This is a genomic window from Candidatus Nanopelagicales bacterium, assembly GCA_041393815.1.
Classification (GTDB): domain Bacteria; phylum Actinomycetota; class Actinomycetes; order S36-B12; family JAWKJK01; genus JAWKJK01.
In genome coordinates this window covers 196,418-210,913 of record JAWKJK010000004.1, presented here as the reverse complement: position 1 = coordinate 210,913, position 14,496 = coordinate 196,418, and the positions used below count along the sequence as shown (strand labels likewise).

Annotated in this window: 15 protein-coding genes; 10 read left to right on the top strand and 5 right to left on the bottom strand. The window is 70.9% G+C overall.

Features of this window, described 5'->3' with window-relative positions:
- Positions 1 to 12 precede the first annotated feature (12 nt).
- The 3 genes from sdhD to R2737_13295 all read right to left on the bottom strand — a co-directional run bounded on the left by sdhD (position 13) and on the right by R2737_13295 (position 2,291).
- Positions 13 to 435 carry a succinate dehydrogenase, hydrophobic membrane anchor protein gene (gene sdhD / locus R2737_13305; protein MEZ5117237.1) on the bottom strand — a complete coding sequence of 141 codons (423 nt, stop codon included), beginning with the start codon at positions 433 to 435 and terminating at the stop codon, positions 13 to 15.
- Positions 432 to 827: a succinate dehydrogenase, cytochrome b556 subunit gene (sdhC, locus tag R2737_13300; protein MEZ5117236.1), complete on the bottom strand. Its 396-nt coding sequence runs from the start codon at positions 825 to 827 to the stop codon at positions 432 to 434. The genes sdhD and sdhC overlap by 4 nt, the downstream gene beginning before the upstream one ends.
- A gap of 225 nt (positions 828 to 1,052) precedes the next feature.
- Positions 1,053 to 2,291, bottom strand: a complete 1,239-nt coding sequence (locus tag R2737_13295) for a spermidine/putrescine ABC transporter substrate-binding protein (GenBank protein ID MEZ5117235.1) — start codon at positions 2,289 to 2,291, stop codon at positions 1,053 to 1,055.
- A gap of 119 nt (positions 2,292 to 2,410) precedes the next feature.
- Here R2737_13295 and R2737_13290 point away from each other — a divergent pair, with 119 nt between their 5' ends.
- The 8 genes from R2737_13290 (at position 2,411) to R2737_13255 (ending at position 11,842) form a co-directional block, all read left to right on the top strand.
- Entirely contained in the window at positions 2,411 to 3,988 is a 1,578-nt protein-coding gene (locus R2737_13290) for a methylmalonyl-CoA mutase family protein (protein MEZ5117234.1), read from the top strand.
- Positions 3,989 to 4,534: 546 nt separating this feature from the next.
- Complete coding sequence (locus R2737_13285) at positions 4,535 to 5,629, top strand: BMP family ABC transporter substrate-binding protein (protein MEZ5117233.1); 1,095 nt, start codon at positions 4,535 to 4,537, stop codon at positions 5,627 to 5,629.
- 259 nt (positions 5,630 to 5,888) lie between these two features.
- Complete coding sequence (locus R2737_13280) at positions 5,889 to 7,358, top strand: ABC transporter ATP-binding protein (GenBank protein MEZ5117232.1); 1,470 nt, start codon at positions 5,889 to 5,891, stop codon at positions 7,356 to 7,358.
- On the top strand, positions 7,355 to 8,491 hold the full coding sequence (locus R2737_13275) for an ABC transporter permease (GenBank protein MEZ5117231.1): 1,137 nt from the start codon (positions 7,355 to 7,357) through the stop codon (positions 8,489 to 8,491). Before R2737_13280 ends, R2737_13275 begins: the two co-directional genes overlap by 4 nt.
- Positions 8,488 to 9,759, top strand: coding sequence for an ABC transporter permease (locus tag R2737_13270; protein MEZ5117230.1), 1,272 nt, complete (start codon positions 8,488 to 8,490; stop codon positions 9,757 to 9,759). Before R2737_13275 ends, R2737_13270 begins: the two co-directional genes overlap by 4 nt.
- Entirely contained in the window at positions 9,760 to 10,197 is a 438-nt protein-coding gene (locus tag R2737_13265; protein ID MEZ5117229.1) for a cytidine deaminase, read from the top strand.
- Complete coding sequence (locus tag R2737_13260) at positions 10,194 to 11,483, top strand: thymidine phosphorylase (GenBank protein ID MEZ5117228.1); 1,290 nt, start codon at positions 10,194 to 10,196, stop codon at positions 11,481 to 11,483. The genes R2737_13265 and R2737_13260 overlap by 4 nt, the downstream gene beginning before the upstream one ends.
- 2 nt (positions 11,484 to 11,485) lie before the next feature.
- Positions 11,486 to 11,842: a hypothetical protein gene (locus tag R2737_13255; protein MEZ5117227.1), complete on the top strand. Its 357-nt coding sequence runs from the start codon at positions 11,486 to 11,488 to the stop codon at positions 11,840 to 11,842.
- A 22-nt stretch (positions 11,843 to 11,864) separates the two neighbouring features.
- On the opposite strand, the gene R2737_13250 is transcribed toward R2737_13255, so the two are convergent.
- On the bottom strand, positions 11,865 to 12,254 hold the full coding sequence (locus tag R2737_13250; protein MEZ5117226.1) for a hypothetical protein: 390 nt from the start codon (positions 12,252 to 12,254) through the stop codon (positions 11,865 to 11,867).
- A gap of 162 nt (positions 12,255 to 12,416) precedes the next feature.
- Between R2737_13250 and R2737_13245 the strand changes: the two genes are divergently transcribed.
- Together R2737_13245 and R2737_13240 are read left to right on the top strand one after the other, a co-directional pair.
- Positions 12,417 to 13,553, top strand: coding sequence for an adenosine deaminase (locus R2737_13245; protein ID MEZ5117225.1), 1,137 nt, complete (start codon positions 12,417 to 12,419; stop codon positions 13,551 to 13,553).
- A gap of 26 nt (positions 13,554 to 13,579) precedes the next feature.
- The gene (locus R2737_13240; protein ID MEZ5117224.1) at positions 13,580 to 13,831 is read left to right on the top strand and encodes a hypothetical protein; all 252 of its coding nucleotides are present in this window, start codon (positions 13,580 to 13,582) and stop codon (positions 13,829 to 13,831) included.
- Between the two features lies 1 nt (position 13,832).
- Here R2737_13240 and R2737_13235 read toward each other — a convergent pair whose 3' ends face one another.
- Positions 13,833 to 14,447: a uridine kinase gene (locus R2737_13235; protein MEZ5117223.1), complete on the bottom strand. Its 615-nt coding sequence runs from the start codon at positions 14,445 to 14,447 to the stop codon at positions 13,833 to 13,835.
- Positions 14,448 to 14,496: the final 49 nt, after the last annotated feature.

Here is a 14,496-nt window from a genome sequence, read left to right as displayed (position 1 = left end):
CGGTCGGGCTCCTCAGCCGATGTTCGGGTCGAAGGTGAAGATGACGAGGGTCCCGAGAACGATCGTGAACGAGGCTGCCACGTACAGCAGCATCTTCAGCCAGAAGCGGGTGCCGTCCCGCTCGGCGTAGTCGTTGATGACGGTGCGCAGGCCGTTGGTGCCGTGCAGCATGGCCAGCCACAGCATCAGCAGGTCCCAGACCTGCCAGAACGGCGACGACCAGCGACCGGCGACGAAGGCGAAGTTGATGCGCTGCACGCCGCCGTCGAGCACGTTCATGATCAGCAGGTGGCCCAGCACGAGGAAGACCAGCACCACGCCGGAGACCCGCATGAACAGCCACGAGTACAGCTCGTAGTTCGAGCGCTGCGCGTTGCGGCCGCCGGACCGCGGAGCGCCGAGGTCCGGGGCGCCGCCCCGGTCGACCACGGTCATGAGGTGCTCCCGAACATCGCCTGGACGGTGTGGATGAGCATGAAGTAGGTCCCGGGCACCATCAGGACGACCCAGAGGGCGACGATCGCCCACAGCATCTGGCGCTGGTAGCGGGTCCCCTTCGACCAGAAGTCGACCAGGATCACCCGCAGCCCGTTGAGCGCGTGGAACAGCACGGCGCCGACCAGGCCGACTTCCATGAGATTGACCAGGGGGGTCTTGTAGGTGGCGATCACCCGGTCGTAGGCGTCCGGGGAGACGCGGACCAGCGCGGTGTCGAGGACGTGGACGAGGAGGAAGAAGAAGACCGCCACGCCGGTGATCCGGTGGGCGACCCACGACCACATGCCTTCGCGTCCGCGGTAGAGCGTCCCGGCAGGAGCACTCGCCACGTGGACCTCCGTGGTGTCGCGGCTCGGGCCGGTGCGCGCCACGTCTTGCGCCGGCGGCGCAGCACCGGTCGGACCGGTGCGGGTCGCGCCGAGTCCGGGGCCGATGCTATCGGCGGCTGCTCCCCGCGCGCGTCCGGGTACGGAGCGACCGGGCGCCGCCGACTCCGGTGCGACGCAGATCACACGCGGGGGTCCCGCGGACGTGCCCGGGATGCTCGAGCCCGCTCAGCTGAGGATCACCCGCTGGTAGGCCCGGATGTAGTCCAGCTCGGTGTCGGGGTTCAGGGCCATGAACGGGTGCGCGGACGCCAGCTCCGCCTCGCTGGGGAAGATGGCCGGGTTCTCGACCTGCTCGGGGTCGACCTCGGCCATCGCCTCCTGCGCCCCCTGGACCGGGGTGAGGTACTGCACCCAGGCCGCCAGCTTCGCCGCCACGAGTGGGTCGTAGTAGTAGTCCATCAGCCGCTCGGCGTTGCGGTGGTGCTCGGCGCCGGCCGGGATGACCATCACGTCGGAGAAGTAGCCGCCGCCCTCCTGCGGGACGACGAACTCGACGGCGGGGTTCTCCAGGTTGAGCTGGAAGACGTCGCCGGAGTAGCCGATCGCGGCCGCCACGTTGCCGTCGACGAGGTCCCCGGCATAGTCGTTCCCCGTCACCTTGCGGAACTGACCCCGGTCGAACGCGGCCTGGAACGCCGCGAGGGCCTGCTGGAACTCGTCGTCGGTGAAGTCCTGCGGGTCTGACCCCTGCAGCAGCAGGAAGAAGATCATGGTGTCGGACATCTCCGAGGAGATGGACACCTTCCCAGTGAAGTCGTCGCCGAGGAGCTGCTCGAAGCTGGTGACCTTGCCCCCGGCAGCGTCGTTGTTGACCCCGAAGCCGACGATGCCGTTCTGCCAGGGCAGCGTCCAGGTGCGGTCGGGGTCCCACTCCCGGTTCTGCAGCGACGCGATCAGGTTCGCCTTGTTCGGGACGTTGGCGGGGTCGATCGGCTCCGCCCACCCGGCCCGGATGAACCGACGGGCGTAGTCGTCGGTCACCACGATGATGTCGCGGTCGATCGGCTGGCCCATCTCCAGCTGCGGGCTGACCTTCGCCCAGAACTCCTCGTTGTCGTTGATGTCCTCGATGTACTCGACCGCGATCCCGGTCTCCGCCTCGAAGTCCTGCAGGGTGCTGGTGCCGCCGTCCTCGGCGGTGTCGATGTAGAAGGGCCAGTTCGAGAAGGCCACCGCGGGGTCGGTGTCACTGCGGTCGGAGGACGTGATGCTGGGGGACGGGGTGCCCGACGTCGTCGCCGACGCGGATGGGTCCCCCGCGCTGTCGGATGCGCCGCACGCGGCCAGCAGGCCCGCTCCGGCCAGGGCGCCGCCGCCGACGAGCAGGCGGCGCCGGCTCAGGGTCATCCGCATCGACCTCGGGGTCGGGTCCGGCGTCGGTGTCGTCCTGGGCTGCAGCGGCATGCGGTCGCCTCCTCGGCTCGGCTGCGGGTCCGTACGTGTGCGTCGACCCTACGGAGGTGCGCCGCGGCGCCACGCACTAGCCTCGTGCCCGGCGGCTGGCACGGACGAGAGGACGCGTCATGGGCAGCACGGAGTCGGGTCTGCCGTTCGAGGCGGTGTACGGGCCGGCGGCCCTGGACGACTGGGACCCCGGGGTCGAGCTCGGTGAGCCGGGGGCGTACCCGTTCACCCGCGGCGTCTACCCGACGATGTACACCGGGCGGCCCTGGACCATGCGGCAATACGCCGGGTTCGGCACCGCCGCGGAGTCCAACGAGCGCTACCGGCAGCTCCTCGGCGCGGGGCAGACCGGGCTCTCGGTCGCCTTCGACCTGCCCACCCAGATGGGGTACGACTCCGACAACCCGCTCGCGCACGGCGAGGTCGGCAAGGTCGGGGTGGCCATCGACTCCATCGAGGACATGCGGGTGCTGTTCCGCGAGATCCCGCTGGACCGGGTGTCGACCTCGATGACCATCAACTCGCCGGCGGCCGTCCTGCTGCTGCTCTACCAGCTGGTGGCCGAGGAGCAGGGCATCCCGGGCGAGAAGCTGAACGGCACCATCCAGAACGACGTGCTGAAGGAGTACATCGCCCGCGGGACCTACATCTACCCGCCGGCGCAGTCGCTGCGGCTGACCACGGACATCTTCCGCTACTGCCGCGAGCAGGTGCCGCGGTGGAACACCATCTCCATCAGCGGCTACCACATGGCCGAGGCGGGGGCGACGCCCGCGCAGGAGATCGCGTTCACCCTGTCCGACGGCATCGCCTACGTCCGCGCCGCCATTGAGTCCGGCCAGGACGTGGACGAGTTCGCCCCCCGGCTTGCGTTCTTCTTCGTCTCCCGCACGACGCTGCTGGAGGAGATCGCGAAGTTCCGCGCGGCGCGGCGGATCTGGGCCCGGATCATGCGCGAGCAGTTCGGCGCGCAGAACCCGAAGTCGCAGATGCTGCGGTTCCACACCCAGACCGCGGGGGTCCAGCTCACCGCCCAGCAGCCCGAGGTCAACCTGGTCCGGGTCGCTGTGCAGGCGCTGGCCGCGGTGCTCGGCGGGACGCAGTCGCTGCACACCAACTCCTTCGACGAGGCCATCGCGCTGCCCACGCAGAAGGCGGCCCGGCTGGCGCTGCGCACCCAGCAGGTGATCGCGTACGAGAGCGACGTCTGCAAGACCGTCGACCCGTTCGCGGGGTCCTACGTCGTGGAGTCGCTCACCGACGAGCTCGAGGCCGGGATCCTCGACCTGATGAACCAGGTGGAGGAGATGGGCGGTGCCGTCGCCGCCATCGAGCGGGGGTTCCAGAAGGGCGAGATCGAGCGGTCGGCGTACCGGATCGCGCAGGAGATCGACGCCGGGGAGCGCACCGTCGTCGGGGTCAACCGCTTCACCATCGACGAGGAGGAGAAGTACGAGCCGCTGCGGGTGGACCCGGCGATCGAGGCCGAGCAGTGCGAGCGGCTGGCACGGCTGCGGGCCGAGCGGGACTCGGCCGAGGTGGACCGGTGGCTGGCGGCGGTCCGGGAGGCAGCGACCGGGGACACCAATGTGCTGCCCCCGATGAAGGAGGCGCTGCGGGCCCACGCCACGGTCGGCGAGGTCTCCGACGCCCTGCGCGCCGTCTGGGGCCAGTACACCCCGCCCGACGTCTTCTGACCGCCGTCCCCCTGCCCCGCCCCCGCCCCGATCCCGCCCCCGCCGGGCCGACCCCGCCCCCCGCCGCACTTTCTCAGCCACACGCTTTCTCGGGCACACGATCCGCTATGCGGATCGTGTGCCCAGGTTTCGCGGCGTGTCGGGCGAGAACTGGACAACACCAACCGGGTCGTGGGACCGCTGTGACGTACGGGGCTGTCGTGCTCACCCACGGCACCGCGGCGTGGTCCCGGGCGTCGACGAGCCGCCGCGACCGACGTGACGTCCCGGGCGCCCGTTCGGCGCCAACCCCACCCGTCACTCCGGTCACCCCGCCCGGATCGTGTTGCCCGTTCGGGGGCCGACACGCCGCCCCACCTGGGCACACGATCCGCTAAGCGGATCGTGTGCCCAGGAGGAGGAAGGGAGGGGTCGTGGGCTGGGTCACGGATTCGTTGCGGATCGGATCGGGGACCTTCGCCGCTTCCGGTTCGACCCGGCCCGGGCACTAGGCTCGCGAGCAGTCGCGCCCGGACCCCGGTGGCGCGTCGGGAGAAGGAGACACCCTTGATCAAGGGTATGAAGCTGGCGGCGGTCCTCGCCGCCGGAGCCCTCGCGCTGGCCGCCTGCGGCGGCAGCAGCGACAGCGGCTCGAGCAGCAGCGCACCCGCGTCCGACACCGCGTCGGCATCCGCCTCCGACGAGGCGTCGCCCGACACCTCGGAGTCCCTCGTCGAGGCCAAGGTCGGCCTGGCGTACGACATCGGCGGTCGCGGCGACCAGTCGTTCAACGACTCGGCCGCGGCGGGCCTGGACAAGGCCGTCGAGACGTACGGCATCGAGACCAAGGAGCTCGAGGCCACCGGCGGCGAGACCGACGCCCAGAAGGAGGAGCGCCTCACCACCCTGGCCGAGGCCGGCTACAACCCGATCATCGCGGTCGGGTTCGCCTACGCCGTCGCCATGGACTCCGTGGCCCAGCAGTTCCCGGACGTCAACTTCGCCATCATCGACGACGCCAGCTCCGAGCTGCCGAACCTGGCCAACCTGACGTTCGCCGAGAACGAGGGCTCCTACCTCGTCGGCGCGATCGCCGCGGAGGCGTCCGAGTCCGGCAACATCGGCTTCGTCGGCGGCGTCAACGTCCCGCTGATCCAGAAGTTCCAGGCCGGCTACGAGGCCGGGGCGAAGGCCATCAACCCGGACATCAAGATCCAGGTGAAGTACCTCACCGAGCCGCCGGACTTCAGCGGCTTCGGCGACCCGGCCAAGGGCAAGGTCGCGGCCGAGGGCATGTTCCAGAACGGCGCCGACGTGGTCTACCACGCGGCGGGTGGCTCCGGCGGTGGCGTGTTCCAGGCCGCCAAGGCCGCCAAGGGCTGGGCCATCGGCGTCGACTCCGACCAGTACCTCACGGCCACCGACGACGTGAAGGACGTCATCCTGACCTCGATGCTCAAGCGCGTCGACGTCGCGGTGTTCGACTTCATCACCTCGTTCGTCGAGGGCAGCACGCTGACCGGTGTTCAGGTCTTCGACCTCGCCGCCGACGGTGTGGGCTACTCCACGTCCAACCCGGCGGTCGACCCCTACACCGCCAAGGCCAACGAGTTGGCCGACCAGATCAAGGCCGGCGACATCACGGTGCCGGACAGCATGTAACGACCCATCCGTCGGGATGACCGCGCGTCACTCCCGACTAGCCTCCCGGGCCCGGCTCGCGCGTGTAGCGTGCGAGCCGGGCCCGCGGCATTCAACGGGCGGGTCCCCGTGCCCCAGTCCGGGGCGCCCGGGCGCGTCCCGGCGTCCCCCGCGTCGGGAGGAGTGAGCGGCCATCAGCACCGACCAGGCCGGCAGCGCGACGGGAGCGGGCAGTGCGCCCGCGGTCGAGCTGCGCAACATCACCAAGACCTTCCCCGGCGTGATCGCCAACAGCGACGTCAACCTCACCGTGCGCCGCGGCACCGTGCACGCCATCGTGGGTGAGAACGGCGCGGGCAAGTCCACGCTGATGAAGACGCTGTACGGCATGCACAAGCCGGACGAGGGCACCATCGCCCTCGACGGCACCGTGGTCGTGCTGGGCAGCCCGTCCGACGCCATCGACCGTGGCGTCGGCATGGTGCACCAGCACTTCCAGCTCGCCGACAACTTCACCGTGCTGGAGAACGTCGTCCTCGGCGACGAACCGACCAAGGGGGGCCGGCTCGACTTCGCCGCCGCCCGGGCCAAGATCCGGGAGATCTCCGACAAGTACGGCCTCGACGTCGACCCCGACGCCCTCGTCGAGGACCTCGGCGTCGGGGACCGGCAGCGGGTCGAGATCCTCAAGGTGCTCTACCGCGGTGCCCGGACCCTGATCCTGGACGAGCCCACCGCGGTGCTGGTCCCCCAGGAGGTCGACGAGCTCTTCGACGCGCTGCGGGAGCTCAAGGGCGAGGGCCTGGCCATCATCTTCATCTCGCACAAGCTGGACGAGGTGCTCAAGGTCGCCGACGACATCACCGTCATCCGGCGCGGCACCACGGTGGCCACGGTGGACCCGCAGGAGGTCACCTCCAAGCAGCTGGCCGAACTCATGGTCGGCAGCGAGCTCCCCACCGCCGAGACCCGCGAGTCCACCGTGACCGACGTGGTCGAGCTCCAGCTGGACGGGGTCAGCCTCTTCACCGAGGACGGCAGGCCGTTGCTCGACGACGTCTCCTTCGACATCCACCGGGGCGAGGTCCTGGGCATCGCCGGAGTGGAGGGCAACGGTCAGGCCGAGCTGGTCGAGACGATCATGGGGATGCGGACCCCCAAGACGGGGCACGTGATCCTCGCGGGCACCGACATCACCCACTGGTCGACGCGCAAGCGGCGCGAGACGGGCGTCGCCTACATCCCGGAGGACCGCAACCGGCACGGCCTGCTGATGGAGGCCCCGCTGTGGGAGAACCGGATGTTGGGCCACCAGACGCTGCCGCCCAACGCCAAGGGGGCCCTAATCGACCGCAAGGGCGCCAAGACCGACACCGAGCGGATCGTGTCCGAGTACGACGTGCGCACGCCCTCCATCGACGTGCTGGCCTCGGCCCTGTCCGGCGGCAACCAGCAGAAGCTCATCGTCGGGCGGGAGATGAGCGGTGAGCCCACGGTGCTGATCGCGGCCCACCCCACCCGGGGTGTCGACGTCGGCGCGCAGGCCAGCATCTGGGACCTGCTCAGGGACGCCCGCGCGAAGGGGTTGGCGGTCCTCCTCATCTCCGCCGACCTCGACGAGCTGATCGGCCTTTCCGACACCATCAAGGTGATGCTGCGCGGGCGGCTCGTCGCCGACGCCGACCCCGCCACCGTCACGCCGGAGGAGCTGGGTTCCGCCATGACCGGTGCGGGAGGTGAGGCGGCATGAGCGGGCGCTTCGACTGGCGGCGGATCGGCCTCGGGGTTGCCGCCCCGGTCCTCGCCATCCTGTTCGCGATGGTCGTCACCTCGGCCGTCCTGCTGTTCGCCGGCAACAACCCCATCACCGCCTTCACCACGATGGTGGAGCAGCTGGGCAAGCCGCGGATCCAGGTCAACATCCTCAACAACGCGACGACCTACTACATCAGCGCCGTCGCGGTGGCCATCGGGTTCAAGATGAACCTGTTCAACATCGGGGTGGACGGGCAGTACCGACTCGCGGCGATGATCGCCGCCGCCGTCGGTGGGGCCGTCGCCCTGCCGGCACCGCTGCACGTCGGGCTGATCATCGTCGTCGCGATGCTCGTCGGCGCCTTCTGGGCCGGGATCGCCGGCCTGCTCAAGGTGACCCGCGGCGTCAGCGAGGTCATCTCGACCATCATGCTGAACTTCATCGCCACGGGCATCGTGGCGTACCTGCTGTCCCCCGACCGGCTCGCGGTCTCGGTGCAGGGCTCCAACAACATCGGCACCCAGCCGATCCCCCCGTCGGGCCAGATCCCCGGGCTGCCCATCATCTCGGGCTCCCCGAACCCGGTGTTCGGCATGATCATCGGCGCCGCGATCGTCGGCGTCCTCTACTGGTTCTTCCTCAACCGCACCCGGTTCGGCTACGACCTGCGCGCGACCGGGATGTCCGAGCCGGCCGCGGTCGCCAGCGGCGTCAGCGTCAAGAAGATGATCATGATGGCGATGCTGCTGTCCGGTGCGGTCGCCGGACTCGTCGGCATCCCGCAGCTGCTCGGCGCTTCGTACTCGTACTCGCTGGACTTCCCGACCGGGCTGGGCTTCACCGGCATCGCCATCGCGCTGCTGGGCCGCAACAACCCGGTCGGCATCGCGTTCGGCGCCCTGCTGTGGTCGTTCCTGGACAACTCGTCGAACAGCCTGGAGTTCGAGGGCGTGCCCAAGCAGGCCGTGCTCATCATGCAGGGCGTCATCGTCCTGTCCGTGGTCATCGCGTACGAGCTGGTCCGGCGCTACCGGATCCGGCTGGTGGCGCAGGAGGTCGGTCGGCGACTGGAGGCGGAGGCCAACGCGGCCCCAGCCAACGACGGGTCGAAGGAGGTGGCGTCATGAGCTCGGAGACCACCGCCCCGTCGGAGGCCATGGCCGACACCAGCCTGCGTACCCAGTCCTCACGCCGGCTCAACGGCTGGCGCATCCTCTACCTGTTCACGACGCTGCTGCTGCTGCTGTCGCTGGTGCGCGTGATCACCGGCGCCACCAACCTCACCGCCGCCGGCACCTTCGCGGCCGCGCTCGGTCTCGCGGTGCCGATCGGCATGGCCGGTCTGGGCGGCCTGTGGTCGGAGCGCTCCGGCGTGGTCAACATCGGCCTGGAGGGCATGCTCATCCTGGGCACCTTCGGGGCCGGCTGGGCCGGCTGGCAGTGGGGACCCTGGGCCGGACTGGTGGCCGCGATCGCCTTCGGCGCTCTCGGCGGGCTGCTGCACGCGCTGGCGACGGTGACGTTCGCCGTCGACCAGATCGTGTCCGGCGTGGCCATCAACATCCTGGCGCTGGGACTGACCCAGTTCCTGGCGGCGACCTGGTTCGACGGCACCCCCGGCGGCGGGCAGACCCAGTCGCCTCCGATCCCGCCGATGGGAACCGTCACCATCCCCGGCCTCTCCTCGTGGATGCAGTCGATCGCCGACCAGGGCTGGTTCTTCGTCTCCGACCTCGCCGGGCTGATCGCCGGACTGACGACCAACGTCTCCTACATCACGCTGATCGCGATCGCCATGCTGTTCGTGACGTTCTTCGTCCTGTGGCGCACGGCCTTCGGGCTGAGGTTGCGGTCCTGTGGCGAGGCGCCGTACGCCGCAGCCACGCTCGGCGTCAACGTGATGAAGTACAAGTACATCGCCGTCGTCATGTCCGGTGCGCTGGCCGGACTGGGCGGTGCCTACCTGGCGATCGTCGCGGCCACGATCTACCGCGAGGGTCAGACCGGTGGTCGTGGCTACATCGGCCTGGCCGCCATGATCTTCGGCAACTGGCGCCCCGGTGGCCTGGCCGCCGGCGCGGGCCTGTTCGGCTACACCGACGCACTCCAGCTGCGCGGCGGTGGCGCGGTCCATGCGCTGCTCCTGCTCACGTCGATCCTGCTACTGCTGTACGCGGTCTGGCTGATCTACAAGCGCAAGATGATCGGCGGCCTGGTGTCCCTGGTCGTCGCGGGTGGCGTGTTCGCCTGGTACGCGACCACCGAGGACGTGCCGCCGCAGGTCGCGTTCGTCACGCCGTACGTCGCCACGCTGCTGGTGCTGGCGCTGGCGACCCAGCGGCTGCGGATGCCGGCTGCCGACGGCAAGCCGTACCTCAAGGGCGAGGACCACTAGGTGTACGAGCCCGGGACGCACGACGGGGTCGACTGGGACGCGCTGACCGCGGCCGCCGTCGACGTGATGCACCACGCCTACGCGCCGTACTCGCGCTTCAAGGTGGGCGTGGCCGGGCTCGTCGACGACGGCCGCGTCGTGGTCGGCTGCAACGTCGAGAACGCGGCGTACGGCGTCGCGCTGTGCGCGGAGTGCGGGATGGTCTCCGCGCTGCACGCCAGCGGCGGTGGCCGACTCGTCGCCGCGGTCTGCGTCGACCAGCACGGGGCGCCGCTCATGCCGTGCGGGCGCTGCCGACAGCTGCTGTGGGAGAACGGTGGTCCCCGGATGCTGCTGATGACGGTCGACGGCGTGCGGCCGATGACCGAGGTGCTGCCCGCCGCGTTCGGGCCTGAGGACCTGGACGAGCGGGCCGAGGACAAGGGGCCGATGGCATGATCGAGCGCTTCGCCGCCGTGGACGTCATCAAGGCCAAGCGGGACGGCCGGGCCCTGACCGACGACGAGATCGACTGGGTCGTCGACGCCTACACCCGCGGCGCCGTCGCGGACGAGCAGATGTCGGCGCTGGCGATGGCGATCCTGCTCAACGGGATGGGCCGCGGCGAGATCGCCCGCTGGACCGGCGCGATGATCCGGTCCGGGGAGCGGATGGACTTCTCCGTCCTCCCGCTGCCCACCGTGGACAAGCACAGCACCGGCGGCGTCGGCGACAAGATCACGCTCCCGCTGGCCCCGTTGGTCGCCGCCTGCGGCGTGGCGGTGCCGCAGCTGAGCGGTCGCGGGCTCGGGCACACCGGCGGGACCCTCGACAAGCTGGAGTCCATCCCCGGCTGGCGCGCCCTGCTGAGCAACGAGGAGATGATGAAGATCCTCGCCGACGTCGGCGCGGTCATCTGCGCGGCGGGGGACGGCCTGGCGCCGGCGGACAAGAAGCTGTACTCGCTGCGCGACGTCACGGGCACGGTCGAGGCGATCCCGCTGATCGCGTCGAGCATCATGAGCAAGAAGATCGCCGAGGGCGCGGGCGGGCTCGTGCTCGACGTCAAGGTCGGCAGCGGCGCGTTCATGAAGGACGTGGAGAACGCCCGCGAACTGGCCCGGACCATGGTCGACCTCGGCAACGACGCGGGCGTGCGTACCCGCGCCCTGCTCACCGCGATGGACGTGCCGCTCGGTCTCACCGCGGGCAATGCGCTCGAGGTCGAGGAGGCCGTCGAGGTCCTCGCCGGCGGCGGCCCCTCCGACGTGGTCGAGCTCACGATCACGCTGGCCCGCGAGATGCTCGACCTCGGCGGCGTCGACGACGTCGACCCGGCCGAGGTCCTGGCCAGCGGCCGGGCGATGGACAGCTGGCGCCGGATGATCGCCGCCCAGGGTGGCGATCCGGACGCGCCGCTGCCCACGGCGAAGGAGACGCACGTCGTCGCCGCCGACCGGTCCGGGGTGCTCCAGCGGCTGGATGCGTACGCCGTCGGGGTGGCCGCGTGGCGGCTCGGCGCCGGTCGCGCGCGCAAGGAGGACCGGGTGTCGGCCGGGGCCGGCGTCCGGCTGCATGCCAAGCCGGGCGACGCGGTGACCGAGGGCCAGCCGCTGCTCACGCTGCATGCCGACGACCCGGCGCGCTTCCCGGCCGCGATCGAGGCCCTGGCCGGCGAGGTCGAGATCGGTCCGGTCGGCTCGCCGATCGACCGGCTCCCGCTGGTCGTCGACCGGGTGGAGTGACGGTGCCCGAACTGGTTCCCGCGCCCACCCGGATCCCGGTGCCCGGCGGCAAGGTGATCGACGAGTACGTCGGCCGCGTCACGACCGGCGAGTCCGCGGTGTCCGTCGCGCACATGGTGGCCCCGCCCGGCTGGGACGAGCCCGCGCAGACCCCGGACTTCGACGAGGTCACCGTCGTGCTGCGCGGCACCCTGGTGGTCGACCACGCCGGCGGGTCGCTCGAGGTGACCGCGGGCCAGGCGGTGGTGACCCGGGCGGGGGAGCGGGTGCGCTACCGGGTCTCCGACGAGGGTGCGGAGTACGTCGCCGTCTGCCTGCCGGCGTTCGATCCGGCTGCGGCGCACCGCGAGGGCGAGTAGCCCACCGGCGCCGCCGTCCGGCTCACCCGTCCGCGGGCAGCGGCACGATGCGGCAGGGGATGTCGGTGTCCTCGGCCAGGTGGTAGCTCGCGCACACCCGGTGGTAGCCGTCGGCGATCTGCAACGGGAACCCACGCGTGAGCGCTCCGCTCACCAGCAGCACCGGTGACAGCGGCGTCCCCTTCTGCACCCGGTCGATGTCCTTGGCCACGTGCTGGTTGTCCGCCGGGAGGAGAGCCAGCTGCGAGGCCCGCAGGATGTCCTTGGCCTTGAAGTGGCTGATCGGCGCCTTCTGCAGGTCTGCGACGACCTGGGTGACCAGGTCCGCCGTGGCGACCAGGGACAGGTACGAGGATGCCGCCGGGTAGTCGCGCTCGTCGGGGTCTTCCTTCCACAGCACCTGCTCGGTCATGGTCCCTCCCTCGTCCGCGCGTCCCGTGGCGACCGCCCCGGCGTTCCGTCGACCCTAGGGCGGTGGCAGGTCGAATGCGCACCGATCCGTTGCCGTCCCCCGGGTCGGTCACACCGTCCGGGGAGGGATCCGCGCGGCTGCGCGGACCGATAGCGTGACCGCATGACCGAACCGGGCCGTATCGCCCCGCTGCCGGAGGGCCTCGTCCGTCGAGTGCCGAAGGTGCTGCTGCACGACCACCTTGACGGCGGGTTGCGCCCGCAGACCATCATCGACCTGGCCCGGGAGCAGGGCTACGACCGGCTGCCGAGTACCGACCCGGAGGAGCTGCAGCGCTGGTTCGAGGAGGCGGCGGACTCGGGCTCGCTGGAGCGCTACCTGGAGACGTTCGCGCACACCGTCGCGGTGATGCAGACCCGTGAGGCGATCGAGCGGGTCGCCGCGGAGTGCGCGGAGGACCTGGCTGCGGACGGCGTCGTCTATGCCGAGATCCGGTTCGCCCCGGAGCTGCACACCAACCACGGGCTGAGCCTCGACGACGTCGTGGAGGCGGTGCTCGCCGGGTTCGCCGCCGGTGAGCTGCGCGCGGACGCGGCCGGCCACCCGATCCGGATGGCGTTGCTGCTCACCGCGATGCGCACCGCGGCCCGCAGCCAGGAGATCGCCGAGCTGGTCGTGCGCTTCCGGGACCGCGGCGTCGTCGGCTTCGACATCGCGGGCGCTGAGGCCGGCTTCCCGCCGACCCGGCACCTCGACGCGTTCGAGTACCTGCGGCGCGAGAACGAGCACTTCACCATCCACGCCGGGGAGGCGTTCGGACTGCCCAGCATCTGGGAGGCCATCCAGTGGTGCGGTGCCGACCGACTCGGCCACGGTGTCCGCATCGTCGACGACATCACGGTCTCCGAGGACGGGACCGCGACGCTGGGTCGGCTCGCCGCGTACGTCCGGGACCGGCGCATCCCGCTGGAGATGTGTCCCACGTCGAACATCCAGACCGGCGCGGCACCGAGCATCGCGGAGCACCCGATCGGACTGCTGCGGCGGCTGGGCTTCCGGGTCACGGTCAACACCGACAACCGGCTGATGTCGCACACGTCGATGACGCACGAGATGACCCAGCTGTCGAAGGCCTTCGGCTACGGGCTGGACGACCTTCAGTGGCTGACCGTCAACGCCATGAAGAGCGCCTTCATCCCGTTCGACGAGCGGCTGGCGCTGATCAACGACGTCATCAAGCCCGGGTACGCGCTGCTGCGCGCCGAGCTGGCTGGCACGTCCACGACGACCGGGGCCTGACCCGGACCGGACCGAGGGAGGTCGCGATGAGTGGCACCGCGCTGGAGGACCGGCTCGCCCGGGCGCAGGAGGAGATCGCCCAGGCCCAGGTGGCGCTGAAGCGCACCGAGGAGGTCGTCGACCGGGTCCAGGTGGCCCTCGCGTCCGCGGAGGAGGTCGTCGTCACCACCAAGCGCTGGGCGCCCCGGCTCGCGGCGGCCGCGGCCGTGCTGCTGCTGGTGGGAGTCGGCGCCGTGGTGGTGTCGCGGCGCCGCCGCGGCCGCTCCGAGGAAGGCTGAGTCAGCCGGCGGCCAGCGAGGCCAGCAGCACCCGCAGTGCCTGGGCGTCGATCGGCTCGCAGCCGAGGTCGCACTGCCGCTCGACGATCGCGGGTTCCGCGCGCATGAGCAGCCAGCCGCGCTGGGCCAGCGTGGCGGGGGACTTGCGTCGTTCGGAGATGTCCCGTGCGAGCCGGCGCACGTAGTTCTTCCACGGCCGCCGCCGCACGACGAGAGCGGCCTGCAGGATCCCCGCCTCCCGGCAGGCCCGCACGATCTCCCCGGCGAAGACCCCCTCGGCCACGAACGCGCGGTGGCTCGACACGTCGACGTGCTGGGACCCGGTGGCCCGGTCCTGGGAGATGTCGTACACCGGGAGGTCGGCCTGGCCCTCCCAGCACAGGTGCTCCAGCGCCGCGAGGGCGCGGTCGGCGTGCCAGGCCCGTACGTCGTCCCAGTCGACGATCCCCAGGTCGTTCGACCGGGGCAGGGTCGGGTCGTCGCCGTCCTTGTAGAAGTCGTCCAGGCAGACGACGGGCAGGCCACTGGCGCGGGCGATCGTGGACTTGCCGCTGCCGGACGGGCCGGCCAGAAGCACGACCCGGCGCGGCGGCGAGGCCCCGGCACGGTCCGACACGCCGCCATTGTGGTGCACGGGATTGGGCGCGGTACGGGGTCGTGCCGCA

Bases quoted from the DNA above. Each gene is read 5' to 3' on its own strand.
- R2737_13260 (MEZ5117228.1), top strand. From the start codon at position 10,194: ATGATCGAGCGCTTCGCCGCCGTGGACGTCATCAAGGCCAAGCGGGAC.
- R2737_13240 (MEZ5117224.1), top strand. From the start codon at position 13,580: ATGAGTGGCACCGCGCTGGAGGACCGGCTCGCCCGGGCGCAGGAGGAG.
- R2737_13275 (MEZ5117231.1), top strand. From the start codon at position 7,355: ATGAGCGGGCGCTTCGACTGGCGGCGGATCGGCCTCGGGGTTGCCGCC.
- R2737_13245 (MEZ5117225.1), top strand. From the start codon at position 12,417: ATGACCGAACCGGGCCGTATCGCCCCGCTGCCGGAGGGCCTCGTCCGT.
- sdhD (MEZ5117237.1), bottom strand. From the start codon at position 435: ATGACCGTGGTCGACCGGGGCGGCGCCCCGGACCTCGGCGCTCCGCGG.
- R2737_13270 (MEZ5117230.1), top strand. From the start codon at position 8,488: ATGAGCTCGGAGACCACCGCCCCGTCGGAGGCCATGGCCGACACCAGC.
- R2737_13290 (MEZ5117234.1), top strand. From the start codon at position 2,411: ATGGGCAGCACGGAGTCGGGTCTGCCGTTCGAGGCGGTGTACGGGCCG.
- R2737_13250 (MEZ5117226.1), bottom strand. From the start codon at position 12,254: ATGACCGAGCAGGTGCTGTGGAAGGAAGACCCCGACGAGCGCGACTAC.
- R2737_13295 (MEZ5117235.1), bottom strand. From the start codon at position 2,291: ATGCCGCTGCAGCCCAGGACGACACCGACGCCGGACCCGACCCCGAGG.